Source organism: Oceanobacillus zhaokaii (genome assembly GCF_003352005.1).
Taxonomy (GTDB): Bacteria; Bacillota; Bacilli; order Bacillales; family Amphibacillaceae; genus Oceanobacillus; species Oceanobacillus zhaokaii.
Map to the genome: position 1 here is coordinate 2,800,194 of NZ_CP024848.1, position 25,706 is coordinate 2,825,899.

At 36.5% G+C, this 25,706-nt stretch carries 31 protein-coding genes, 1 pseudogene and 1 riboswitch; of the genes and pseudogenes, 4 read left to right on the plus strand and 28 right to left on the minus strand.

Annotated elements, in window-relative coordinates; all coding sequences use genetic code 11:
• Positions 1-56: 56 nt before the first annotated feature.
• The 24 genes from ftsX to CUC15_RS14340 all read right to left on the minus strand — a co-directional run bounded on the left by ftsX (position 57) and on the right by CUC15_RS14340 (position 21,599).
• Entirely contained in the window at positions 57-950 is an 894-nt protein-coding gene (gene ftsX, locus CUC15_RS14225; protein ID WP_114917292.1) for a permease-like cell division protein FtsX, read from the minus strand.
• Positions 940-1,626, minus strand: a complete 687-nt coding sequence (ftsE, locus tag CUC15_RS14230) for a cell division ATP-binding protein FtsE (RefSeq protein ID WP_114917293.1) — start codon at positions 1,624-1,626, stop codon at positions 940-942. Before ftsE ends, ftsX begins: the two co-directional genes overlap by 11 nt.
• A gap of 360 nt (positions 1,627-1,986) precedes the next feature.
• Positions 1,987-2,340 carry a cytochrome c551 gene (gene cccB / locus CUC15_RS14235; protein ID WP_114917294.1) on the minus strand — a complete coding sequence of 118 codons (354 nt, stop codon included), beginning with the start codon at positions 2,338-2,340 and terminating at the stop codon, positions 1,987-1,989.
• Between the two features lie 190 nt (positions 2,341-2,530).
• Positions 2,531-3,632, minus strand: a protein-coding gene (prfB, locus tag CUC15_RS14240; RefSeq protein WP_114917295.1) for a peptide chain release factor 2 whose coding sequence is annotated in 2 segments (ribosomal slippage) — positions 2,531-3,559 and positions 3,561-3,632 — 1,101 coding nt in all. Because the reading frame shifts where the segments join, the coding sequence is not laid out codon by codon here.
• Between the two features lie 75 nt (positions 3,633-3,707).
• Positions 3,708-6,221 carry a preprotein translocase subunit SecA gene (gene secA / locus CUC15_RS14245; protein ID WP_114917296.1) on the minus strand — a complete coding sequence of 838 codons (2,514 nt, stop codon included), beginning with the start codon at positions 6,219-6,221 and terminating at the stop codon, positions 3,708-3,710.
• Between the two features lie 294 nt (positions 6,222-6,515).
• Positions 6,516-6,680, minus strand: a complete 165-nt coding sequence (locus CUC15_RS20130; RefSeq protein WP_162800326.1) for a hypothetical protein — start codon at positions 6,678-6,680, stop codon at positions 6,516-6,518.
• 323 nt (positions 6,681-7,003) lie between these two features.
• Positions 7,004-7,564 carry a ribosome hibernation-promoting factor, HPF/YfiA family gene (gene hpf, locus CUC15_RS14250; protein ID WP_114917297.1) on the minus strand — a complete coding sequence of 187 codons (561 nt, stop codon included), beginning with the start codon at positions 7,562-7,564 and terminating at the stop codon, positions 7,004-7,006.
• A 530-nt stretch (positions 7,565-8,094) separates the two neighbouring features.
• Positions 8,095-8,448, minus strand: coding sequence for a flagellar protein FliT (gene fliT / locus CUC15_RS14255; RefSeq protein WP_114917298.1), 354 nt, complete (start codon positions 8,446-8,448; stop codon positions 8,095-8,097).
• A complete protein-coding gene (gene fliS / locus CUC15_RS14260) occupies positions 8,448-8,849 on the minus strand; it encodes a flagellar export chaperone FliS (protein ID WP_114917299.1) in 402 nt (133 codons plus the stop codon). The genes fliT and fliS overlap by 1 nt, the downstream gene beginning before the upstream one ends.
• A gap of 110 nt (positions 8,850-8,959) precedes the next feature.
• The gene (locus CUC15_RS14265) at positions 8,960-10,450 is read right to left on the minus strand and encodes a flagellar hook-associated protein 2 (protein WP_114917300.1); all 1,491 of its coding nucleotides are present in this window, start codon (positions 10,448-10,450) and stop codon (positions 8,960-8,962) included.
• A gap of 16 nt (positions 10,451-10,466) precedes the next feature.
• Positions 10,467-10,823, minus strand: coding sequence for a flagellar protein FlaG (gene flaG / locus CUC15_RS14270; RefSeq protein WP_114917301.1), 357 nt, complete (start codon positions 10,821-10,823; stop codon positions 10,467-10,469).
• Between the two features lie 99 nt (positions 10,824-10,922).
• On the minus strand, positions 10,923-11,147 hold the full coding sequence (csrA, locus tag CUC15_RS14275; RefSeq protein WP_114917302.1) for a carbon storage regulator CsrA: 225 nt from the start codon (positions 11,145-11,147) through the stop codon (positions 10,923-10,925).
• A 3-nt stretch (positions 11,148-11,150) separates the two neighbouring features.
• Entirely contained in the window at positions 11,151-11,603 is a 453-nt protein-coding gene (fliW, locus tag CUC15_RS14280) for a flagellar assembly protein FliW (protein ID WP_114917303.1), read from the minus strand.
• Positions 11,604-11,622: 19 nt separating this feature from the next.
• Positions 11,623-12,186, minus strand: a complete 564-nt coding sequence (locus CUC15_RS14285) for a DUF6470 family protein (protein WP_114917304.1) — start codon at positions 12,184-12,186, stop codon at positions 11,623-11,625.
• A gap of 76 nt (positions 12,187-12,262) precedes the next feature.
• Positions 12,263-13,183, minus strand: a complete 921-nt coding sequence (gene flgL, locus CUC15_RS14290; protein WP_114917305.1) for a flagellar hook-associated protein FlgL — start codon at positions 13,181-13,183, stop codon at positions 12,263-12,265.
• A gap of 10 nt (positions 13,184-13,193) precedes the next feature.
• Complete coding sequence (flgK, locus tag CUC15_RS14295; RefSeq protein ID WP_114917306.1) at positions 13,194-14,696, minus strand: flagellar hook-associated protein FlgK; 1,503 nt, start codon at positions 14,694-14,696, stop codon at positions 13,194-13,196.
• Between the two features lie 57 nt (positions 14,697-14,753).
• Positions 14,754-15,245 (minus strand): flagellar protein FlgN, encoded by a 492-nt coding sequence (locus tag CUC15_RS14300; RefSeq protein WP_114917307.1) that lies wholly within the window; start codon positions 15,243-15,245, stop codon positions 14,754-14,756.
• A 31-nt stretch (positions 15,246-15,276) separates the two neighbouring features.
• Complete coding sequence (flgM, locus tag CUC15_RS14305) at positions 15,277-15,537, minus strand: flagellar biosynthesis anti-sigma factor FlgM (RefSeq protein WP_114917308.1); 261 nt, start codon at positions 15,535-15,537, stop codon at positions 15,277-15,279.
• A gap of 77 nt (positions 15,538-15,614) precedes the next feature.
• Positions 15,615-16,043, minus strand: coding sequence for a TIGR03826 family flagellar region protein (locus CUC15_RS14310; protein WP_114917309.1), 429 nt, complete (start codon positions 16,041-16,043; stop codon positions 15,615-15,617).
• Positions 16,044-16,160: 117 nt separating this feature from the next.
• A complete protein-coding gene (locus tag CUC15_RS14315; RefSeq protein WP_242985867.1) occupies positions 16,161-16,844 on the minus strand; it encodes a ComF family protein in 684 nt (227 codons plus the stop codon).
• Positions 16,841-18,262 carry an ATP-dependent helicase ComFA gene (locus tag CUC15_RS14320; RefSeq protein ID WP_114917310.1) on the minus strand — a complete coding sequence of 474 codons (1,422 nt, stop codon included), beginning with the start codon at positions 18,260-18,262 and terminating at the stop codon, positions 16,841-16,843. The genes CUC15_RS14315 and CUC15_RS14320 overlap by 4 nt, the downstream gene beginning before the upstream one ends.
• Before the next feature lie 361 nt (positions 18,263-18,623).
• Entirely contained in the window at positions 18,624-19,466 is an 843-nt protein-coding gene (locus CUC15_RS14330; protein ID WP_114917312.1) for a DegV family protein, read from the minus strand.
• 184 nt (positions 19,467-19,650) lie between these two features.
• A complete protein-coding gene (locus CUC15_RS14335; protein ID WP_114917313.1) occupies positions 19,651-20,343 on the minus strand; it encodes a response regulator in 693 nt (230 codons plus the stop codon).
• Between the two features lie 116 nt (positions 20,344-20,459).
• A complete protein-coding gene (locus tag CUC15_RS14340; RefSeq protein WP_114917314.1) occupies positions 20,460-21,599 on the minus strand; it encodes a sensor histidine kinase in 1,140 nt (379 codons plus the stop codon).
• 169 nt (positions 21,600-21,768) lie between these two features.
• On the opposite strand from CUC15_RS14340, the gene CUC15_RS14345 reads away from it, so the two are divergent.
• Entirely contained in the window at positions 21,769-22,428 is a 660-nt protein-coding gene (locus tag CUC15_RS14345; RefSeq protein WP_114917315.1) for a YigZ family protein, read from the plus strand.
• Positions 22,429-22,472: 44 nt separating this feature from the next.
• Here the strand turns inward: CUC15_RS14345 and CUC15_RS20280 are convergent, their stop codons facing one another.
• From CUC15_RS20280 to CUC15_RS14360, 4 genes are all read right to left on the minus strand, one after another.
• On the minus strand, positions 22,473-22,622 hold the full coding sequence (locus CUC15_RS20280; protein WP_205317608.1) for a hypothetical protein: 150 nt from the start codon (positions 22,620-22,622) through the stop codon (positions 22,473-22,475).
• Positions 22,623-22,804: 182 nt separating this feature from the next.
• The gene (locus CUC15_RS14350; RefSeq protein WP_114917316.1) at positions 22,805-23,305 is read right to left on the minus strand and encodes a VanZ family protein; all 501 of its coding nucleotides are present in this window, start codon (positions 23,303-23,305) and stop codon (positions 22,805-22,807) included.
• 171 nt (positions 23,306-23,476) lie between these two features.
• Positions 23,477-23,809, minus strand: a complete 333-nt coding sequence (locus CUC15_RS14355) for a helix-turn-helix domain-containing protein (protein WP_114917317.1) — start codon at positions 23,807-23,809, stop codon at positions 23,477-23,479.
• Between the two features lie 85 nt (positions 23,810-23,894).
• On the minus strand, positions 23,895-24,017 hold the full coding sequence (locus CUC15_RS14360; RefSeq protein ID WP_114917318.1) for an anti-repressor SinI family protein: 123 nt from the start codon (positions 24,015-24,017) through the stop codon (positions 23,895-23,897).
• A gap of 21 nt (positions 24,018-24,038) precedes the next feature.
• Positions 24,039-24,122: riboswitch (cyclic di-GMP riboswitch) on the minus strand.
• Positions 24,123-25,330: 1,208 nt separating this feature from the next.
• Here CUC15_RS14360 and CUC15_RS20520 point away from each other — a divergent pair.
• From CUC15_RS20520 to CUC15_RS20530, 3 genes and pseudogenes are all read left to right on the plus strand, one after another.
• Positions 25,331-25,381: pseudogene (locus CUC15_RS20520) on the plus strand (hypothetical protein); the annotation flags it as partial.
• 4 nt (positions 25,382-25,385) lie between these two features.
• On the plus strand, positions 25,386-25,595 hold the full coding sequence (locus tag CUC15_RS20525) for a sortase family protein (protein ID WP_242986026.1): 210 nt from the start codon (positions 25,386-25,388) through the stop codon (positions 25,593-25,595).
• On the plus strand, positions 25,522-25,683 hold the full coding sequence (locus tag CUC15_RS20530; protein ID WP_242985869.1) for a hypothetical protein: 162 nt from the start codon (positions 25,522-25,524) through the stop codon (positions 25,681-25,683). Before CUC15_RS20525 ends, CUC15_RS20530 begins: the two co-directional genes overlap by 74 nt.
• The last annotated feature ends 23 nt before the right edge of the window (positions 25,684-25,706 follow it).

A 25,706-nucleotide genomic window follows, 5' to 3' on the forward strand; every position in this document is an offset into this window, starting at 1 on the left:
TAATTTAATTCATTCCCATCCCTTTCGAAGGGATGGGAGCAAATCATTGTTTTCTATTAAACTTTTAAATATTTACGAATACTCATGACACTACCCCAAACTCCGATAATTGCACCGATAGCTAAAACTAGAAGTGACAGCTGCCATGCAAACGGATTGAACGGCAATAACTCTACAAAACTGAAAGATATCGTATCAATTACTGCTGAATCCAAGTAGTAGTAGCCACCGAGTACAATTGCAATTGGAATAACCGATCCTAAAACACCTAGCAGTAACCCTTCAATAAAGAATGGCCATCTGATAAATCCATTTGTTGCACCAACAAGTTTCATAATCCCTATTTCCGTACTTCGAGCAATAATTGTTATCTTTATTGTATTCGAAATAAGGAAGATTGCTGTAAATACTAGCGCAACAATTAATGCAATTCCGATTACCCTTGCATAATTATTAAACTCAAACAATTGTTTGACAACATCTTTACCGAAAACAACTTTATTAATGTTATCGAAGGATTGAATCTCTTTTGCAATTTTTTCAGTATCTTGCGGTACTTCAGCTCTGACAACAAATGCGTGATTTAATGGGTTATCCTGTTCAAATAACTCCCATGTTTCCCCTTCTTCACCCATACTATCAATCAAGCCTTGCAATTCTTCATCATTCGAAGAAAACGTGACCGATTCTACGCCTTCTATTTCTTCTAATTGTTTTCCTAAAGCAATTACTTCCTCTTCACTTGTCCCTAGCTCAACCAATGTTTTGATTTCTACGTCATTTTCTATGTTTTTAGCTATCTCATTCAAATTGAGTACCAATGCTAGAAAGACAGATACTAAAATCAGTGTAGTTGTCACAGCACCAATTGAAGCTATCGTCATCCAGCCATTACGGATAATATTTCTACAACCTACCCGGATGTGGCGCATTAAAGTTCTAAATTTCATAACCATATTCTCCTTGATCTTGGTCCCTAACAATCATACTGCTTTCAATAGCTATCACGCGCTTTTTCATCGTATTTACGATTTCTTTACTATGCGTTGCCATAATAATTGTCGTTCCATTTGAATTGATATCTTCAAAAGTCTTCATAATTTCCCATGATGTATCGGGATCCAGATTTCCAGTTGGTTCATCAGCAATTACAATCTGCGGGCGATTTACTATCGCTCGTGCAATCGACACACGTTGTTGTTCTCCACCTGATAATTCACTTGGTATAGAACGGGCTTTATTCTTCAGGCCTACCTCTTCTAAAACGTCCATCACTCGCTTACGAATATTAGCTTGGGGTTCTTCAATTACCTCAAGTGCGTATGCGATATTTTCATAGATTGTTAGTTTTGGAAGCAATTTAAAATCTTGGAAGACAACACCAATTTTTCTCCTTAGCAGTGGGATTTGCCTATTTTTCAATTCTGCTAAGTTCATATCATTTATGAGGATTGTTCCACTAGAGGGCTTTTCTTCTCGATACATCAACTTAATAAAAGTCGATTTTCCAGCGCCACTTGGTCCAACAATATAGACAAATTCGCCTTGCTTTATATCAACATTAATCCCGCTCAGCGCTGTCACACCATTCGAGTATGTTTTATATACATCTTTCATTAATATCATATTAGTATCACCTTTTTAATTTTTTAAAGTTATTCTTTGATATTGAATCTATAAGTACTTGGCATATCCAAGCCTTTACGATTTTCTTAGTTGCAATTACGTAGTTGAGAAATTAATTATACTCTCTTAATCTACTAATGAAAAAGCACCTTCTTTACAAAGAAAAGAGGTACCATTTATCTCACTGATATAGTATAACATTCTTCAACAAGATTTTTAGACATAAAATTATTACATTTTCATGTCAAAGGAAACGCATTTATTAATAAGGTGTAATATTGTCGAATCTTCGGAAAATAATAAAAAGCTTAGATTGAAGATAATCTTAATCTAAGCTTTTGCATAATACCTTATGAACCATTATTGTTTTTCAGCTAACCAGTTTGTTAAATTATCTAAGTCTTCCCCAGATACGCTTTGTGGAGGCATTGTACCTGTACCGTTTGTGACGATATCAGCAATTTCCTCAGCAGAATATTTTGAACCGACTTGAGTTAAGTCAGGACCTACCCCACCTGATAGATCTGCACCATGACATGATGAACAATTTTGCGCAAATACTGTTTCACCTGCATCTGCATCTACAGTACCGCCTTCATTCGTTTTTTCGGTACCATTATCAGTTGCATTTTCTGTTGGCTCTTCGTCGCCATCACCGCATGCACCAAGTACTAAGGCTGTCCCAAAAAGTGTTGCGATAATCCATTTCCTCACTTGTTATCCCTCCCAATGTAAAAATTGAAAACAATATCATATCTATTATACCCCTTTTTATACTATTTTAAAGCTTTTAAAGGTTAACCTACTTACTATTAGACCACTTGGTTGAAGTTATGTTGTAAGTAAGCTGTTGTAATTCCTAATTAAAAATGAGAGCAATCCATAATGGATGCTCTCATTTTTGCTAATTTATTTGTGATCGTAAATATGCATCGATGAATGGATCAATTTCTCCGTCCATCACTGCCTGCGTATTTCCAATCTCTGTATTCGTGCGATGATCCTTCACCAATGAATATGGATGGAATACGTAAGAGCGAATTTGGCTTCCCCAGCCTATCTCTTTTTGTTCACCACGAATTTCAGCCAGTTCTTGCTGTTGCTTCTCGACTTCCATTTGATATAATTTTGATTTCAGCATTTTCATTGCTGCTTCACGGTTTTTTATTTGTGACCGCTCATTTTGACAAGTAACAATCGTATTTGTCGGTAGATGCGTAATCCGAACAGCAGAGTCTGTTGTATTTACATGCTGTCCGCCTGCACCACTTGCACGGTAAGTATCGATCTTTATATCTTCGTTTCGTACTTCAATATCAACATCATCTGTCATTTCCGGCGTCACATCACAGGAAACGAATGATGTATGGCGTCGTCCAGATGAATCAAAAGGTGAGATTCGTACTAAGCGATGGACACCTTTCTCCGCTTTTAAATAGCCGTAAGCATTATGCCCTTTTATAAGCAGTGTAACACTTTTAACCCCAGCTTCTTCACCAGGTAAGTAATCCAATATTTCTACTTTAAAGCTTCGGTCTTCTGCCCAGCGTTGATACATGCGGAGTAACATTTCAGCGAAATCCATTGACTCGGTTCCACCAGCACCTGGATGTAATTCTAAAATTGCGTTATTTGCATCATATGGGTTACTTAGAAGTAATTGTAATTCAAATTCATTCACTTCTTTAATAAATACTTCTAATTCTTTATCAAGTTCTTCAAATAGTTCCTGGTCATTTTCTTCCTTCACTAACTCATATGAAACTTCCAGGTTTTCATATTGTTCTTCCACTTTCTCAAAGCTTTGTATATCATGCTTTAGAACATTTGATTCACTAATAACCTTCTGTGCGCTATCTTGGTTATTCCAAAACTCAGGGTTAGACATTTCTTGCTCTAATTCTTTTACACGTTCCCTTTTGACATCTAAGTCAAAGAGACCCCCTAAAGTCTTCAATCCTTACAGCTATTTTTTCCAATTCATGTTTGATTTCTACTAGTTCCATGTTGCTCACCTCTATGATTTATTTTAGCCAATGAGTAGGAAAGCACTCCTCTTTTTATTAGGAGTGCTTAACTTACTATTTCCCATGGCAATTTTTATATTTCTTTCCACTGCCGCATGGGCATGGGTCATTACGACCAACCGTTACTGTTTTTACAAATGGTTTCCGAGCTTTTTTCTTCTCTTCCTGATCACCAGAAACAGCTGTCGTATTTTTCACGACTTCTTCTCGCTGTAAGTTCTCGCGAATTTGTGCCTTCATGATATATTTAGCAACATCATCTTCAATGTTTGCAATCATGTCCTCAAACATTGCAAATCCTTCAAGTTGATATTCTCGTAACGGATCATTTTGTCCGTAAGCACGTAAATGAATACCTTGACGAAGCTGATCCATTTGATCAATGTGATCCATCCATTTGGAGTCAACTGTCCGTAATACGATTACCTTTTGGAATTCTTGGAATTGGTCTGGAGCAAGTTCGGTTGATTTTTCATCGTATTTCGCTCGTACCTTCTCCATGATTACTTCAGAAATTTCTTCTGGAGTTTTCCCTTGAATATCTTTGATGGAAAATGCTTCTTGGTCTAATAGATTACCATGAACATATTCGACCAGTGCTTGAAGATCCCAATTCGCTTCATCACCATTTTGCGTATGGACAGCAACCGCACGCTGAATGGAAGACTCCATCATACTTTCAATAATGTCACGAATATTTTCAGCTGCGTCAATGACTTCGAAACGCTGTTTGTAAATAATCTCCCGTTGTTCTCTAAGAACATCATCATAGGATAAGACTGTTTTACGTGCGTCGAAGTTATTTCCTTCCACACGTTTTTGAGCAGATTCAACTGCACGGGACACCATCTTACTTTCAATTGGCTGTGAATCGTCCATTCCTAATCTTTCCATCATTGTCTTCAGATTATCAGAACCAAAACGGCGCATTAACTCGTCTTCCATTGATAAATAAAATTGTGTTATCCCTGGGTCACCTTGACGACCTGAACGTCCACGGAGCTGATTATCTATTCGACGAGATTCATGTCGTTCTGTACCGATAACTGCAAGTCCACCTAATTCCCTTACACCTTCGCCTAATTTAATATCTGTACCACGACCAGCCATGTTAGTCGCAATTGTAACGGCAGATTTTTGACCTGCATTTTCAATAATTTCTGCTTCTCTAAAATGGTTCTTCGCATTTAGAACATCATGCTTCACGCCAGCTTTTTTAAGCAAACTAGAAATCAACTCTGATGTTTCAACAGCGACTGTACCAACTAATACTGGTTGTCCAGTCTTGTTTCGTTCTTTGATGCTCTCTACAACCGCACGGAACTTACCTTCCATTGATTTATAAATTAAATCTGGACGGTCCTCACGGATGATTGGCTGGTTTGTCGGAATTGCAATAACATCCATATTATAAATATTTCTAAATTCCTCTTCTTCCGTTTTCGCTGTACCCGTCATTCCTGACAGTTTGTTATACATACGGAAAAAGTTTTGGAATGTAATGGAAGCAAGAGTCATACTTTCATTTTGAATTTGCAGCCCTTCTTTGGCTTCAATTGCTTGGTGAAGGCCATCACTATAACGACGTCCCTTCATTAAACGACCAGTGAAAGTATCAACAATTACAACTTCCCCATCTTCTACCACATAATCATCATCCCGATGCATCGAAACATGCGCTTTTAAAGCCTGATTAATGTGGTGGGTTAAGGAAACATGATTCAAATCAAATAAATTTTCAATCGAAAAATACCGTTCAGCTTTATTGATCCCTTCTTCTGTTAGCTGAACACCTTTTGTCTTTTCATCATACGTATAATCATCGTCACGCTTTAATGTTGTTACAAAGCTATTCGCTTGCTGATACAATGATGCTGATTTTTTAGCAGATCCTGAAATAATTAACGGTGTTCTAGCTTCATCGATTAGTATAGAGTCAACTTCATCAATAATTGCAAAGTTTAATGGCCGTTGTACCATTTGATTTTTGTACAACACCATATTATCTCTAAGGTAATCAAAGCCAAATTCATTGTTCGTACCATATGTGATATCACAATTGTACGCGTCTCGCTTCTCTTCCTTTGATAAACCATTGCCATTTAAACCGACTGTTAAACCAAGGAATTCATATAGCTCTCCCATTTGTTTTGCATCACGGTCTGCTAGGTATTCATTTACTGTAATAATATGAACACCTTTGCCTGTGATTGCATTCAAATATGCAGGAAGTGTAGAGGCTAATGTTTTCCCTTCCCCTGTCTTCATTTCCGCAATGTTACCTTCATGTAATGCAATACCACCCATTAGCTGAACGCCGTATGGTCTCATGCCTAGTACACGCTTTGCTGCTTCGCGAACAACTGCGAAAGCTTCAACCAACATATCATCTATGCTTTCACCATTTGCATGGCGTTCACGGAATTCCTCTGTTTTTTGCTTCAATTCTGTATCTGATAGTTTTTGTATTTCTGGTTCTTTTGCTTCTATTTGATCAACTTGTTTTTGAATTCGGTTAAGTTGCTTCTGATTACCATCGCCGAATATTTTCGTCAATAATCCTGCCATTGTTAACGCTCCTTTAGAAAACTTGGTTGTCACCAAGCTTTTAGTGACAACCTTAGTTGCACTTATGTAGTAAGAAATTTTTTGTACTTTCTTACCTACCAATTAAATCGGTACTATTGTCCTTTATAATAATAACATTATCTCACAATAGATGACAACTGAAGATGCGACTTCTGACTGAGAGCATAACTCGCATTATTTTTTTTTTGAAAAATTAATAAGAGCAGCCTGAGGATAGACTGCTCTTTACTTTGGGGAATTTATGAGGAAATAAGAGGCGATACTCATGATGTACTATACTTTTGTATAAAATTGCTCGGCTTCCTTGAAATCCGATAGTTGATTGGAAATCCTCTGATTGGTTGCTGCAATAATCTTCATTAGCTGGACGATTGTTTCCTCATGCTGATTTACCTTGTTTATGAGTTGTTGAAGCATCATTCTGTCCTGTTCCGTCATTGTCATCCCTCCTAGAACTATTAGCTTATTTTTATCATATTACTAGTTCTAAAGTCCAATGACTGTTTTTAAGTTTTAGATATCAATTCGACAAAAAATATGACTAAAAATAGCAAATCAATGCTATTTTTACGCTATTCCACCTTTAATTGTCATATTATTTTTATGAAAATAATTTTTAGTATTTCATTCTACAATTTTCGACATTTTCATGTATGTTACATTCATAAAGGAAAATATAAGGCTTGATTTAACATTTCGCTTTTTATAGGAAATACAAAAGACGACCCCCAAACAGAGATCGTCTTCCTCCTACTATTCGATTAAATATTCGGCTCAATTAAACCGTATCTTCCATCACGACGTCGATACACGACATTTGTATCACCAGATTGATCATTCGTGTAAACAAAGAATTCATGTCCCAGCATTTCCATTTGTAAAATCGCCTCTTCAGAATCCATTGGTTTAAGATTAAACCGTTTTGTTCGAACAATTTCAATTTCATCTGGTTCCTCTTCTACAGCAACTGCTCTTCTTTCCTGCGCAATTTGTTCAGCAGCCACTTGTTTGGGTGCACTGTTTTGACGGAACTTACGATTTATTTTCGTTTTATGTTTCCGGATTTGTCTTTCTAATTTATCCACAACTAAATCAACTGCAGCATATAAATCCAAGTGTTGGACCTCACCACGTAATAATAAATTTGTCATTGGAATTGTTACTTCGATTCTTTGTTCATCATTATAGACACTTAAATTAACATGTACCTCGGATGTTGGGGTTGTATCGAAATACCTTTCAAGTTTACTAATCTTTTTTTCTACGTATTCTCTAATAGCACCTGTAACCTCAATATTTTCACCACGTATGTTAAATTTCATAGTAAGTGCCCTCCTTTTAATATATTATACTACCTTTCCCTCAACTTTTCCTTCTTAAACCAGTAAAAAAATTGACAAAACTTGTCTCATTTCCTCAAAAACATTGATATAACTAGGGTTAGGGAGTTTACATTATCTTAATAAACTTTACAATCGAGATAAATTCCAGTCTAAATACTTTATTACGAATGCGATGAGGATATGACTTAAACTGTAATACGAGAAGACAGTTAATGTTGCTCTGAAAATTAACTCGGTTAAAATCTTGAAACTCTGAATCTATTCGTGTGTCAACTGGTTAATATCGTCCAAGCACTGAAATGAGCGAATCTAGCGCCAAATCGAATGTGATTCTCTCCCTAATGCTCTAGCACCAATTAGAATAAAATACGGATTATCTAGTCGGTTAAAAAAAGAATCCATAAATGAATAAGAAGACGCACTACAATCAAAAAATGATTGAGGGGCGTCTTTTTTCATAATAATCGTTTCGTTTCAGATCAGTGTCCATATCAATACAGGAGTCTTTCTTATTTCTTCCGATCCATAAACATGCCATCCATAGTTTGCACACTTTTGTATGGATTCGTGTAGGACTGATTCGACTTTTTCTGTTGCTTTACTTGTTTCATTACCGTTTTAAGATCAGTAAAGATAACTTGCATCTTTCTTTGGACTGCTTCGTTTATCGGCACAAGCTTTTCTCCAAGGTTCTGCTCTTCAGTGGAAAAGGGAGCATTTAAATTCTCCATTTCCACACCTCTTTTTATTAATAGCCGATTCAAATCTGTAATAACTACTTCTCTTGATTTAGCAGTTATCGGTTCATCTAATAACTTGTTTAACTCCAAGGTCAAATTATAAATGGGCTCTAATCGATTCATCAGACCTGAGCACCTTGTGCATATTGTTTTTGTCTCGTTTTTAAGATAACTTGTTTCCATGTATCACGAAATTCTGTTACTAATCCTAAGGCTTCTTCTAACAAGGCTGCATCATTTTTTATGTTTGCTTCTTTTAATTGAAAGTGGATATATTCATATAATGGGAGAATTTGCTTAGAAATTTCCACCTTCTGATCCAACGTTATCATTAGTTCTTGGATAATATTTTGTGCTTTTTGGATATTCGTATTTTTTGCCTCATAATTTTTTGCATGAACATCTTTGATTGCTTGTTTAATAAACTTCATACAGCCATTGTAAAGCATTAACGTTAACTCGCCACCTGAGGCGGTATTTACAGCATTGTTTTGGTATGTCTGGTATGCTTTGTTTTGTGCCAAAATAATCACTCCTTCAGAAAATCAGGGTCAGCCACCTTTTAGCAGGTGCCCTAACTGCACTTAATCGCTAAAATAGATTTAAATTTTATATTTAGGAAAATAATATTTAATTACATACCTCCGCCAAAGCTCATTAGCATTGAGGATTGATTATTCATCATAGAGATTGCTTGTTCCATCGCCGTAAATTGTCTCCAGTATCGGTCTTCGATTTGCGTCAAACGATCTTCAAATGCAGCAATTTGTTCATCAAGACTCTTCATTCTTTTCCCTAATGTATAGTTATCAAGTGTAGAGGTCCCCTTACCCGCACGTTCTTCAATCTTACTTACCGTTTGATCAAGTGCATCCTCTAGACGATTTAATAAACCGCGACGAGATCCCCCGTCACTATTGGAGAATAATTGTTGGACACTTGCCGGGTCAGATTCAAGTGCTGCTTCTAATTTGGTTTTTCCATCTTTATTAACCGTTTGATCGATTTCTAATTTACCGCCATCCAAATAATCCCTCGTGGTCGTAATCCCAAGCTCTGATAAGAAGGAAAACGCTCCATCATTTCCAACTTTTTCATACCATCCAGAACGCATATCAAATAATGCAGTCGTTATAATTGATTCACCTTTAAGCATTCCACTCTTCGCTTTTTCTTCCCACAGTTCAATTTCATCATCAGCCATTTCTTTACGTTGTTCGTCTGTTAATGGTGGGTAATCACGATATCGCGTTTCATTTTGTGTTGCATTTAGTGTATCAACTAGTTCATTATATTTGTCAACGAATTCGGTGATCTTTTGAACTGCGGCATCTGTGTCGCTGGTAACATTGAGTGATGCGGCGCCATTGGTTACACTTTTGAATTCGAATGTTATGCCGTTAAGCGTGTAGTTATTATTTGTTGATTCTAGTGTAATTCCATTATTGTATGTGAATTTTGCGTTTACTCCACCTTTTTCATTAGTAGAGTCCAATTTCAATACTTCAGTAAAAAATGTATTCCCTTCAAAAGTAATCTCTTTACCATTTTCATTAAAATCACCTGTTCTAGTCGATTCCATAACAACTCGATCAGATTGCGCATCGTAAAACATACGAACATTATTGGTTTTATCATCATTGATCCGTTTCATGACATCATTTAACGTGTCATCTTCTTTCACTTCAAACTTATGTGTCTTACTGCCATCTTTTTCATACGTAGAAAAGGTATATTCGCCTACTATCCCTGGATTGCCCTCACTTAATTTCTTCGTTGGATCGATCCCAACTGCCTGAGTACTCACATTAATCGCCGAACTAGCCATTTGTTTAACTTCTATATTATACGTCCCATTCATCGCACCACTAGACGCTGTTGCAGTTATAGCACTTTCCTGCGAGGAACTAACCTTTCTCGTTTCATACGTTTTGCTCATCTTCATATCTAAAATCAGTTTATCGAACTCAGCAATTTTCGTATTGATGTCGCGAAATGCATCGCGCTGCCATTCATATTTTGTCTTGTTCTGTTCCATTTTATCAAGTGGAAGTCTTTCAGCTGCCATTAATTCTTTAACAATGCTGTCTGTATCAATTCCACTTGCGAGACCACCAATTCTCATTAACAATCACTTCCCTTTAAATTCTTTTATCGACTAAGAAGCCCATGAAATCCGCAAGCTCTGCATACATATCTAGCATTTTCTTTGGTGGGATCTCTTTTATTACTTCATGTGTTACTGAATCGACGACTGAAACATAATATCGGTCGAGTTTTTCATGTAGTTCAAATTTAAGATTTGTTCGAACTGGTTGCAAAAATTCGTTAAAAGATGCGATTTTTTGCTCGATATCCTGCTTATCAATTACTAAGTCTTCTTGGTCTATATCTTTTGATTTCAATTTCGTTGTGTAATCTTCTGAAGCTTTGTTATGTTGCACACTAAACTCCGCTGTTGAATGATTTGCCCCATTTACAATATTATCTATCTCCATCCTAGCATCCCCCAACACTATTGTTTACTTATGATATCGGCTGGAATGGTTAGGATTTAAAGGATTTTTATGAAAAAGAGGACGTTATGACAGGGAAAATTACTGCTTTGTTTCCTTTAATAGATTCAGCAAACCCATTGAAACATTTGCCGCCTCATTATTTTGATTTTGAATATCAACATAAATTTCTTTCCGGTGGATATCAATCGATTTTGGAGCCTCAATTCCTATTTTTATTTGATCTCCTTCAATAGCAAGTATCTTAATTTCAATATCTTCACCAATTTGTATAGCTTCATTACGTTTACGTGTAAGTACGAGCATTTTCTATCTCACCCTGCTTTCATCCGCAGCGTCATTATTGGTGATTGATGCCTTCGACTGGTAAATATCAGTATTTAAGATATATTGCTTCCCGAGTTTATTTGTTGTATTTATAATGATCGGAGCCTTTAAGTTTAAAGTGCTAGTAGCAAAAGGATCTTTTAATGTCACAATCGAAAAAACAGTCACATCTTTTTCATCTTTTATTTGTAAAGTTTCTAACATATTATCATCGAGTTCAAATTCATAAGTACCATAAATTAAATATGGATTCGTAACGATAAATGCTACATTAGCAGTTGTTGTTGATTGTAATATTTGAAAGACCTGATTATTTGGTAAATGTAATAAAACAAATTCCAGCTCATCTCCAAAACCCGGAAGACCACTAGGAAATTGAATGATTTTCTCTCGGTTAATTTCCACTTCACCTAAATATTTTGTTTGAATAAACATAAGAACGAATCATCCTTCCTCATTGTTCTAGATTCGTGAAACTGATTTGTAAATCTTCTCGTTGTTTTAAGCTTGTTTCAACAGATCCAGGTTGGTAGTTGATAATTGGTCTATTAGGGATTGCCTGAATTGTCGGTTGGTTTGTTTCAGCATCGATATGTACTTTTGCAGGTTGATAATTAAATTTCACCGCAAATGCAGATGGAATAAATTTGATTCCTAAGGATTTCATTTGATCATGACCGTTGCGAACTGCTTGGCTTATTAATGGAGTTCCACCATTCTCTATTTTCATCAGCTCGGTTCCCTCACTTGCCTTTCTAGCAGTACCCTGTGCGACTGCACGCATTCCTTCCTGTGCATGTCGATCATTTCTTTTAAGAATGGACATTAAATCCATATCTTCCCATGCTTTTGATTGATCAATGTCAAGCTTGCCAGGCGTTGTCTTGATCGACAGCTGTGCTTGCGGTTGATGAATAATTAAATCCGCTTTTGGTTGTTTAATTTGCTGTTTTGCACTCGTAGTATGAATCTGAATTTGTGCAAGCTGTGATTGCATGCGAATTTGCGGCAATTGCATAAGGAAAACTCCCCTCAAATCTTGTTCATTCATTATTAAAACCCTGAACCCTATCATGGGCCAGGGTCACGTTAATCTATCTGAGAAAATCAAGTAATGTTGGCTGGATAATTCTTGCTCCTGCTGAAAGTGCAGCACGATGCAAGCTTTCCTGGGTAATTAATTTTGTAATAACTTCCGCATAATCGATGTCTTCATTGTTCGACATCGTTTGTGTTGCAACAATCTCTTGCTCACTTAATCGATTCTCGATCAACTCTAAGCGATTCATCTTTGCACCTAGGTCTGCACGTGCATTGATAATATTATTAATAGTTGAGTCAATCTCTCCTAAGCTTTCATCAATATTGCCAAGGGATTCATCTCCCTCGAGCTTTGCAATAAAATCATCTATGGTCGTAATCAGGTCCTTGCCGCTACCACCATTTCCAAATACTTTATTACCATCAACATTTGCCTGTAAGGATGAGCCATCAGAAATTTCGATATCTACAGGTTTAAACTGGTAATCAGCTGCATTGTAGGCAATATCCCAAGTATCTGGATTACCGCTTATTTTCGTGATAGGTGCTTCAGCAGTATTTGTTCCATTAAAAATATATTTATCATTTACTTTCGTATTCGCAATATCAATTAAGTCTAATTTTATTTGCTTTACTTCTTCAGCAATATTTTTACGTTCATTCTCACCGTAAGTATCACTGCTGGCTTGTACAGCCAAATCACGTAAACGTTGCATTGCCTGTGTTGCTTGGTTTAATGCCGCATCTGAATTATCGTACCAGTTATGCACTTCAATTGTATTCTGTTGGTACTGCTCTACCTTTAATAGTTCAGTACGATACCCCATTGCATTCATCGCTAGTACTGGATTGTCAGAAGGTTTATTTATCTTTTTTCCAGTGCTTAACTGATTCATATACGTATCAAGCTGTGAATAACTATTTGTTAAATTCTTTAACATATTATTCGAAATCATACTCTGTGTTATACGCATGAATTGACACCTACCTTCCTACTAATCCCATATTATTGATTACACGATCAATTAATTCATCATACGCAGTCAAGCTTCTTGCAGCAGCATTATAAGCATGCTGGAATTTCACTAGATTAGACATTTCTTCATCAAGTGAAACAGAACTTATAGATAATCGCTGGTTTTGCACCTGTGTAAGCAGAATAGCTGTGTTATCAGCCATTCGATTTGCTTCACTAGCATTTACACCCAGATTTCCGATTACAGATTCATAGAAATCTTTGATTGATGTTTTTTCACCATTCGAAAAGTCTAAGTCATCATAAAAGACATCTGCTAAGTCACTCGCATTTCCTCCATCACCAGAAATGCCATCACTACTCGCTGCAACGAGGGAGGGATTTTCCATTATGGATTCGTCAACTTGAATAAGTTTTGCTGCGTTTTCGGAACTTGTTAAATTCCCGAAGAAATTACGATTTGTGTTTCCATCTAATCCAAAACCGGATTTGTGGACTTCATTGAACGCAGTTGCAAATTGATATGCCATGTCATCTAATGTAGCAATTACATCTGAGAAGTCTCCCTTTACCTCCGTACCATCCATATATCCATATGCTTCAATTAGCGCTGCAATTGAGCCTACCTTAGCCGGTGGCATGCCAATTACAGCTGCTTCACTATCTGCATTCGTAACGAATAATTTCTCAACTGCATCATAGTTTGCTTCACCATTATTAATAGATACAGTGCTATGTCCACCCTCAGCCCCATTAACTAAAATGATGTCGCCCACTTTGATTGTTGCAAGACCCTGTGCAATATCCTTTGCACTAGCACTACTCTCATCATATTGAACACTAATCTCCATCATATTGGACAGTTCATCGATTAATACATCGCGTCTATCATAAAGATCATTCGTTACAAATCCATTTGTTTCTAATTTCCGAACTTCTGTATTAATATCATCAATTTGTCTAAGGATCGAATTTGCACTATCAACACTACTATCAAGCTGTTGTTTCAGATCACCTCGAATTGTGTCTAATGAATTTGATAAATAATGGTATGTTTCTGCCAAAGCTTGTCCACGCTGGACAACGACAGATCTTGCACCCGAATTATCCGGGTTAGATGCTAATCCATTTAATGATTGCCAAAACTGATCCATCGATGCATTCAGACCCGTTTCAGATGGTTCATTCAGTAATCCTTCCATCCGACTAAATGCTTCTGCCCTAGTTGACCAGTACCCAGAAAGACTGTTTTCTCCGCGAAATTGGGTATCGAGAAATTGATTACGAATTCTCTGAACCGATCCAGCTTCAACTCCAGTCCCCATTTGCCCAGGCATTTGCGGTCGATTTCTGCCAACAGAAGGAAATGGTGTTGTTGTCTCAAAGTTTACGCGTTGTCTTGTATAGCCTTCTGTATTTGCATTAGCAATATTATGTCCTGTCGTATACAATGCCGATTGCTGTGTAAATAATGCCTGTTTTGCCATTTCTAGCCCGTGAAAGGTACTCAATTCGATTACTCCTTTAAACCGTAAATTTATCTAGTTTTCAACTAATTACTATCTCAATTATGCTTGTGAATCAAATAAGGACCTGCCCGTAGACCCTGTTTCTTTACTTTTATTACCATAGTTTAAATTATTGATGGATGGATTTAACATATCTAACGAAAGCTGCACAAATTGCATGGACTGATTCAGCAATGCTTGATTCAACTGCTCCTGTTGTTTCAATTTTGTAATCAACTTGGTTAACTCTGTGGTAACAGAGGCCAATGCTTCTTGTTCAGCTTCATCTTCTAATGTTTCTAGCATCGTTGTAATGGTCGCTTGGTTTACTGCAATTGTTCTATTCTTCGCCCATGCTTCAACGCTTTCCTGCCGTTTTATCTCCGCTTGCTCCAACAATCGAATTTGCTTACGCTCTTTCACAAGTAATGCCTGTAATTTATCAACAGAGCCTTCTTTTACTATTTCTGTTTTATCTTGTGAAATCGCTAGTAGCTCGACATGAACACTCACTAATCTCTCTAATGATTGAATAATTGTTTGTACGGACAATCGATTGTCCTCCTTCTAATTCCAAATCAGATTACTTCGACCAATATTTCACCATTTTATCTGCCACTTTCTCGGCATCAACTTTATAATCACCAGCAGCGATTGCATCTTTAATTTCCTGAACATATGCAGTCCGTTTCGCATTCGGTTTTTCATTTTCTTGTAATTGCTTTGCATAGCTAGATATTTCAACTTGATCCTGCTTACTTGTCGTCTTTTTAATCTCCGCTTGCTTCTGGATTATATTTTTGTATGGATTAAAATTCGGTTGATTTGGACCGTTTATTTTCATATCAGCTCACCCCTTTGATCTATCGTTCCTTATCTAGTTATTATTAATATCGGCAAGAAAACTCCAATAATGAAGAATTAATTTCGTTTATATTTATTAAATGCATAATAGGCATTCGTTGTTTCTTTTCCTTTTATGCGTCTTTCTTCCGAGATTGTCTCAATTTCATCATGGATTGCGAGATCCTTTTTTAGCTCAATCTGGCAATCATGACAAAGCTTGCCTGTTGTAATATCCGCCCCACATCGATCACATGGATAGGCAAGATTTGGAAAGTGGGCTGGCAATAATCGCTTTTCTTTAACAAATTTTGAAATGTATTCCTCTTCTACTCCAGTGGCTTCCACAATTTCTATCATTGTAGCTGTTCTATTTTTTTGTATTTGTAAAAACTTATATACCGTTTGGAAGGCTTCTTCCTCTTCCTTGTAGCAATTCTGACAGATCTCACGTATCCCTTTAACAAAAACATTTCCACAACGTGAGCAATTTGCTAATTCTGCCATTGTCAATCCCTCATTTCAGTCATTATATCACGATTATAAAAACTAAGATTTAGCCAAATTATTTTAATGGCAGTCTTAGTTTCTCATATTCACTTATTCTCATTTTTTAATAGGTTCTTATCCTCGTATCAACGTAAAGGTATAAACTTTCGGGCAGCCATTGTCCCTTAACAAACTGGCTGCATGCCTTAAGGTTGTACCTGTTGTATATATATCATCGACAAGAATTGCAGGTTTTTGAAGGCTTTCCTTCATAAAAAATGGATTTTCCGAATCAAGTCGCTCTGTCCTTGTCTTCTTCGATTGTTTTTCACCATGTATCCTCGTTAAGACATCACTCGTTTCAATCGGCAAGAACTCTGCCAGTCGCTTCGCCTGATTAAAGCCTCTTTCAAAAAGTCTTTCTTCACTTAAAGGGATAGGGATTATGACCAGGTCCTTTTTTAACAAAGCAAAGTTATTTCTAAATGCCTGCTGAAAGTATGATTGGAATATATTTCCTAAAACGTAATCCCCACGGTACTTCCATTTTGTAATAATCTCTTGAATGAATGGATTATAAGCAAAAATTGAATAATTGAATTCTATCGTGTTTCTGGTTGCATGTTCATTCCACCAATCGCAATCCAGACATATCTCTACATCTGACCGACGACTACATTGCTTACAGCGTGCCCCATCTAATTGATCCAATTGTTCTTCACATACTCTGCATAACGGGCTCGGTTTTTCAGGCATAAATAAATTTGTCCATGTTATATCCGGAATAATTGCCTGCCCACACCATAAGCATTCCATCATGCAAATCCTCCACGTTTATTCATCATCTTGATTGATTTAATGGCTTGTACCATCGCCTCTGTTTTGCCATCATGGAAAAAGATTACCTCACCAGTTGGGTCATCTGCACTTCTTCCAGCTCTGCCAGCAATTTGCACTAAGGCTGCTTCATCAAATACTACATGCCCTGCATCTAGAATCGCTACATCTACAGAGGGAAAAGTTACACCCCTTTCCAAGATTGTGGTTGTAATTAAAACGTACAGCTCCTTCATTCGAAATTGGTTAACCTTCTCCGCTCGGTCTGAATCCTCAGCATGCACGAAAAGCAGTTTATTTTTAGTTGGTATGATTTGTTCTTTAAGGAGTTTATTAGCCAATGTACCCTGTAATTGTTCAGCTAAACGAATGGTAGGAACAAAGATGAGTAATTGTCTGGAAGGGTTCTGACGCTTCCGGATCCAGTTAAGAAAGGCTGCAGGGGGATTATTATTTTTTAAATCCTTTTTTAATGAAAATACCATGTTCATTTTCGGTATTGGTAGGGGATGGCCATGGAATCGAATCGGTACAAATATATGGGCAAGCTTCTTATGATTTATTCTTGTCCGATGTTCCGCTCTTGGAGTTGCGGTTAGATAAAGTGTTGTACTTTGGTCTGCTTTCGCCCGATTCGCAGCAAATGGCAACGATGGATCGGCATGAAAGGGAAAAGCATCAATTTCATCAATGATTAATAAATCGAATGCATCTTTAAACCTTAATAATTGGTGGGTCGTTGCGATGATGAGCTGCGCGGTCGCCTCTTTCTCATCACTGCCGCCATATAAAGCTTGGACAGCTACATTTGCAAAAGCTTGTTGGATTCTTGGCTTAAGCTCCCGTACAACATCTGCTCTAGGTGTTGCAATACATATTCGTTTTCCAAGCTTTAATGCTTCGATAATCCCTGGAAAAAGCATTTCCGTTTTTCCCGATCCGCAAACAGCCCAGCATAAGAGCTCTTTCTCCTGATTCTTGATCGCTATTTCGATTCGCATCGCTGCTTTTTGTTGGACAGCTGTAAGCTCGCCCTCCCAAGAACTTGGTGTTACGTGCCGTGTCCAGATTGGACTCTTGCCATTCCATTCATAAAGTGGTTCACATTCAAGAACCCTTCCCATTTCAATGCACTTGCGACAATAAAGATGGGTATTCTTACATTGTTGGCATGGAATCGTTGCAAATAAACTCGGTTTCTGGTTTCCACACCGTATACATTGATGGACGAAGTTTCTCTTAGTAATTGATTTCACTTGGATTAGTAATTTTGCTTTAAGTAATTGCTGGAGATTTTTATCCTGAAGCTGTATTTCCTTTCGTAAGAGGAGTTTTCCTGACAATAAAAAGGAGAGTTTATCTAGTTGAGCATTTTCAGGAAGTGGCTGATTGTTAAACATTACTTCACTCCCATTCTATTTAGTAGGATTATTTCTTATTATTTGTTGCTGTTTATATAAAGTGCAACTGACTTAGGATTAAATTAGGTTTCTGGCATGCCACTCCGGAAATACACTATCCGCGGGTGGCTGGTGAGCCTCATTGTGAAGAGAGCACTTCGTAGTCTCACCCAGGCCTTTCCTCCCGCAGGAGTTTCCGTGTATTTCCTCCGCTGGGATTGCGCGAAACCTATCTATCGATATAGAAGTCGAACTAAATTGTTGAGTATCAGAGATTTCCCATGGAAAGCGACTGTTTATTACTACAATAATAGTTGGTGCATACATCATCTGCAATGGATGGATCCATATTATCGTTGTCCTACTTTTGGTACCAAACAACACCGAGTGCGCCTTCTCCTAAATGTGTGCCGATTACCGGGCCGAAATAGTTGATTGATGTCTCAGTTGAAGGGTATTTTTCTAAAAATGCATTACGTAAATTGATGGCGCCTTGTTTATTATTCGCGTGGATGAATGATACACGAAGCTCGTTTCCATTTGCAGCATCCTCCTCGAGCATGCCGATAATTCGATTTAGGGCTTTTTTCGTAGTGCGAATTTTTTCAAATGGAACAATTACTTTATCAACAAAATGGAGTATTGGCTTTACTTGCAACAAACTGCCCACAAGTGCTTGTGCACCATTGAGTCTGCCGCCTCGATGGAGATTGCTGAGATTCTCTACCATAAAATAGGCGCGCATGCTCTGTTTCATTTCATCCAATCTTGCAAGAATCTCCTGAGGTGTTTTATTTTCATTCGCCATTTTCACCGCCTCAAGCACATAAAACCCTAATCCCATACAACTAAGCTCAGAATCATAAGGATATACGTCGATGCCTTCCACCATGTTTCCGGCACTTGCTACAGCTTGGTATGTACCACTAATTCCGCTTGAAAGATGCAAAGATATTACTGCATCATATTCTTTAGCAAGCTCCTCAAGTTTTGTCGTTATTAGCCCGATTGATGGCTGTGAAGTAGTTGGTAATTCTTTCACTTCTTTAATCTTTTGGTAAAATTCCTCGGAAGTAATGTCAATTTCTTCTTCATAGGATGTATCTTCAAATACAACACTTAATGGAACCATATGAATATTAAGTTCTTCCTTTATTTCTGATGGAAGATAGGCTGTACTATCTGTCATTACAGCAATTTTCATCGAATTTCTTCTCTCCTCTACACACAAACTGCCCTACTATTTATTTATAAGGCAATATATTATTCGCTTATATTTTACATGATAATGTAGAAAAAAGCATTATAAGAATCAAAACTTACCTATCAAAAAAAATACCCTAATAACAATTGTATCAGGGTATTTTTATCAGAAATGGACCTGCGCTTTATATTACTTCCACCCAGCCTTTTTTTATTGCCGAGACTACTGCTTGCGTACGGTCATTAACATTCATTTTTTGTAAAATATTACTTACGTGGTTTTTCACTGTTTTCTCACTTATATATAAGGTTTCTGCAACAGCACGGTTACTCTTGCCATCTGCAAGTAATTGCAGCACTTGGCATTCTCGCTTAGTAAGTAAGTGTAATGGCTTACGGTATTCAATACCATGGTCAATGTTCGTGATTGCACTTTCTTTCGCAAGGCGGCGATATTCTAGAACGAGATTATGTGTTACTTTCGGATGAAGATAAGAACCACCCTCACTCACTACTTTAATCGCTTCAATCAATGAATCAGAATCCATTTCTTTTAAGAGATAACCTTGTGCACCTGTTTTAAGTGCATGTGTTACATAGCTTTCATCATCGTGAATGGACAAGATAATTACTTTTGTATTAGGGAAATATCGAACAAGATCTGCTGTTGCTTGCACGCCATTCATATTCGGCATATTGATATCCATAAGTACAACATCTGGATTATTCTCCTTCACCAATTTGGAAGCTTCTGTTCCATCTTCCCCTTCCGCAACTACATCAAAAGTCGGTTCAAACTCTAATATGCGTTTTACCCCTTCGCGAAATAATTTATGGTCATCAATTAATACAACACTAATACGTTTTTCTTCATTCATTGTTCTATTCCTCCCTGGTCCATAGCAAAATATATTCTCTATTTAATATACAGTGATGAAGATTCTCTTCTTATAGTCAATTATCTATATACATTCGATTATCCCTATTATACACTTTATACGGCTTTATATGGAACTCGAATAATAATTGTCGTTCCTCTTCCGATTATGGAATCAATTGTTAGGCTGCCATCTAACATTTCTACACGTTCCTTCATGCCTATCAGTCCAAATGATTTTTCATTCTTTACTTTTGGATCAAACCCTTTTCCATTGTCTTTAATTACCATTGTCAAGCTATTTTTGCGTATTTCAAATTTAACTTGAATCTCTCTTGCTTCTGCATGTTTAATCGCATTTTGAACAGATTCTTGAACGAGTCGGAAAAAGGCAACTTCGTATTTTTGATTTAAACGTGTTTCTTCTCCAAGTACAGTAAAGTCAATTTTCATATTATTATAATCCGCAATGTTTGCAATATATTTCTTAATTGTAGGCACTAATCCGAGGTCATCAAGTGCCATTGGTCTTAAATCGTAAATAATTCTTCTTACTTCATATAGCGAAGAACGAATCATCTTTCGAACACTTCTTATTTCTGCTAATGCTTCCTCAACAGCACCTTGACGGTATGACCGCTCAACAAGCTCTGATCGAAGCAGGATATTTGCGAGCATTTGCGCAGGACCATCATGGATTTCTCTTGAAATCTTGCGGCGCTCTTCTTCCTGTGCCTCAATAATTTTCAATCCAAAAGCTTGCTTTTCTTTAGCATTTTCAATCATTTCATTTACTTGTCTAAAATCATCCTGTAAATAAGTTAGGATAACAGAAACCTTACCTGCTAATCCTTCTGCTCTTTCAATTGTCTTCGATAAATTAATGAGTCTTCTCTCTAAGTCATCACGTTTTTCTCGCAAAATTTGTTCTTCTTGACGAAGCATCGCTAACTTGGTTTGCATCCGATGCGTTTTTTCGTAAACATCACGAATCTGATCTTCTGAATATCGATCAAAGTATTTGCTCACTTCTGCTAACCGTTGTCTTGAATAATAGACTTTCTGTTCAAGCTGATCACCATTTTCAATGTGCTTTAGCACTTTTTCCTTCGTTTCTTTTAACTCTGTTACAAGCTGCTCATGTTCTGTGCGAGCTCCTTCACTTATGTAGAATATCTCATCCTTACTATTTTCAACGACACCAATCATTTCGTCAATAACATGATCTAATGCTTTGTCACTAATCTTAACTGCCATCGTATTCCACCAACCTATGTTATAATTATACGTATACTTTATCTACTTTTGTAGGGTCTTTACCCTTTTTCTAGTAAATTCTACCCTTTTATTTAAAATGTTACTATCATGATGAATAAATATTATTGTTTATCTATTCATCATGTTCGATTAGGAGGATAAAATCAAGATGTTATCTACTTACTTTACAGTAAAAAAAGAAGGTAACGATGAGCAGATGATTCGAAAATCACGTTTTATCGGCTATGTAAAACGTGTGGAAACAGAAGAAGCTGCAGTTAATTTCATACAAGAAATAAAGAAAAAGCATCATGATGCGACCCATAATTGTTCAGCCTATATTATTGGAGAACATGATCAAATTCAAAAAGCGAATGATGATGGTGAGCCAAGTGGTACAGCTGGTGTACCTATCTTAGAAGTATTGAAGAAACAGCAATTAAAGGATACCGCGGTTGTAGTAACTAGATATTTCGGTGGAATTAAGCTTGGAGCAGGGGGATTAATACGCGCTTATGGCGGAACGACATCGATTGCAATTAAAACAACTGGGATAGTGAAACGGCAAAGAATGCAAGGCTTCTCTGTAACAGTAGATTACGGGCTTTTAGGAAAGCTGGAAAATGTATTGCGTAACTCCCATCATATCCTTGAGGATATCCATTATCTGGAAAATGTGGAATTTATTGTATTTGTTAAAGATGGTGAGGAACTGAGCTTCAAAGATTGGATTGTTGACCTTACAAATGACCAAGCATTAATTGAAGAAACAGAAGCAAAATATATTGAGATTGACGTTGAATCAACAGTAGAAGAAGAAATAGAGTAAATGCATAAGAAACCACATTTCAAATATAAAATGTGGTTTCTTCATTAAGACTGTATATGACCTCTTAATACGTTATTTGTTGTAAGTTCTTTGATTAGCTTCTGTATTAGTTCGTCTGTAGATTGAATTTTATCGTTTTCTGTATCATCAATAACTTTTTTTAAAAGTCGTTTATATGCTTCCTGTTCCCCCATGTGTTTCCCGCCTTCATCATAGTTTACATCTGCTGTACAACCAGATAAGAAGAATTAAAACTTTCTTATCTGAGAAAGATTATAGCACGAAATGATAAATGGTGGTGTCGAAATTTATCGAAACTACCAGATTATAAAATATAAATCACATTCTATTAAAACTTTCGTCTAACTACCTCACTTTATGTCGTTTTCTTCACTTTTTTCATTTTCCACCATCGAATGATAGCAATAAGAAGGATGGCAAGAATTGCGCCAATACTGTCAATCACTACATCTCCAATATATGGTGTACGATTTGGTGTAAAGCCTTGATGAATTTCATCTAAGATAGCATATGCTGCTGACAACAAAAATGAAAGTATCATTCGTTTATAGAACATCATTCCACTTGTTTTAGATATTGCAAGATAAACAAAACATAATAAAAGGAAAAACACCGTAACATGTGCACCTTTACGAATAAAGAACTCAATAAACCCCTCTACGCCAAGTGAATCAACACTTACAACACTATTATGATAGGTAAAGCTTATCCACCCAAGAGCCGGTTCTAAAAAGGAAAAATCAAAGAAATTTCCTAATAATGGTTTAATGTCCTGATTTTCATAAGGAGTGCCAGAGGAATAAAAAATGACACCCATCCAACTTAAAGGCAATAGCCAGTACCAAAATTTTCGCATCTTGCACCTAACTTTTTTATAAAATTATATAGTAAATCTCCATCAGGAATAGTATAGCGACATTTACAGAAATGTATAGATTAGAATGTAAAACATTCGACGAATTCCGATTTCCATACATAAAAAAACCGCTGAACATCAAACTCCAACGGTCCCTTTAAAACTCACTATTCATAAACTTTCATGTTTTTTTCGCCATTTGTTGAATTCTAAGTACTCTTTAAACTGCTCTTTAGTAACTCCAGATTCCATTGCATCTTTGACGATTTTTAACCATTCATCATCTAGTTCTGCCGGATCTGTGGGACTATTATCATTAATTAAGTCATTTACAGATACACCTAAGACACTGCTAATCTTCTCGATAAACTGGATCGATGGATTTGATTGAAGGTTTCGTTCAATGGAACTTAAATATGATTTTGCTACACCTGCACGCTCGGCAAGTTCTGATATAGATAGTTTTTTATCCTGACGTAATTTTTTGATTTTTTCACCTATCAAATCGTCTCACCCACTCTCTTTGCGAATTATACCATAAAACAAGTGGGTATTCTAAAAATAACATTGGCTAGCTGTAATATCACGGTTATTCCCTGACATCGTTGAGAAAGAGGCGGATTTCTTCAATGGTTATTCCTAACACTTTTGCTTCTTTAATAAGTGTAATCCATTCGTAATCTAACACAATATCTTCTATTGTATTCACCACATTTTATCCCCCAATTATTATTCAGACAATCCAGCCATCTTAGCCTTTAGCTTTAGATCTGTGATTTTGCGTCCCAATTTTTCAAATGGTTTGCCTTTAACTGATGAATTCTTATTTAAGTAAGACTATTATACTATAATTACCAGGTCTAATGACTGACTAGTTTTGTCGCATATTAACTAGTTTTGTAAATCTACCGGTAACATTTATATAAAAGGTTATTATTGATTTATAATTTTAGAGGAAATTGGGAAATCGTAATCTCTCCAATAATTCGTGAAAACGGCACAGCACTAAAATCAGCATTTTAATAGTATTTTCTAACGGACGTTTGCCCTTTAAAACCTTACTCGCCTAAGAGTTTTGTTAGGTATTCCTCAACCTCTTTATCTACTTCCTGTTCAATCGCTTCTGTTGCCACCGTTAATCGAGACTGGTAATAAGCACGATAGTTCTCCAAAACTTCTTCAGCGTTATTAAACGCAAGAGAGCCTATATAGATGCTATTTGATTTTCAATGTTCATTAATACGGATATATGTGAATGAGCCAAAATCTTTCATTAACTCGATGATGCAATCATCTGTTGTATTATTAACTTCTGCTTGCTCTTCCATAAAGCTTTTTTCATACAAGCTAGGAAGGTCCCAGCATTTGCAAAAGTGCACGTCGTCCCGATTAAAAGGGAGACTGCGATTACTTTCGTTTTTTTAAGCATTCACTCCCTTCAAAGCTAGGACTTCTATGTATATCCAGGAATCCTAGACAAACACTCAATCCTTCTCTCTTTCGTTTTTTTCTACATCGTTCTTATTAACTATAAATTTATTCTTTATAATGAACAATACAAATAAAGTATAGTCTTTTTTTCCTAGAAATGGAAACTTTAAAAACAGCCATTTTTTCTATATTAAGAACGTTTTTCTTTATAATTTACTTATTTTCTCCAATTATCTAATAATTACATATATTATTAGATTTTATAGAGAACAAAGTAGTCTTAGCTTTAATATTCTAAAAAAGTACGTTTATACTAAAGCTAATACTTTTCGCGAAGGTGTTTTCTATGAGGAAATTTTCTGCGGTTATTAACTGTATTGGGCATAATCACTATTGGTGTTGGCGGATATCAACGGCTGCAAACGAATGCTGCACAAGAAAAGAGTTTAGAAGAGGCGAAATGCTAATTGAACGCGAAAATAGTTCTAAAATATCGGAGTCTATAATGGAACCCTCTATAGAAACAGCAAGCAGCTTCTCACCAGTCCTCGGTAAACAGTCGGTATCTTATATATACCTAAGTTCAAATTAGATTTGCCAATTGTTGAAGGAACGGACCCAGACCGGCTTGCAAAAGATGTCGGGCATTATGATGGAACAGCCTATCCCGTACAAGGCGAGCAAATTGTATTATCAGGACATAATTGATACGGTATTTCGTAATATGGGAGAAATTAACCCTGGGAGACATTTTAACAATAGAACTGCAATACGGAGAATTTTATATGAGTTTATTGATACAAAAGTTGTTGATTCAGAAGACCGCACGATTATTACCCCAAAGGAATGGATGTGTTAACGCCTACAACTCGCTATCCATTCCATTTACTTGGTCAACACCAGAACGCTATATTATCACTGTCCTTCCAGTTGATTACACACAATAAAATACGACATTTTTATCGTATAT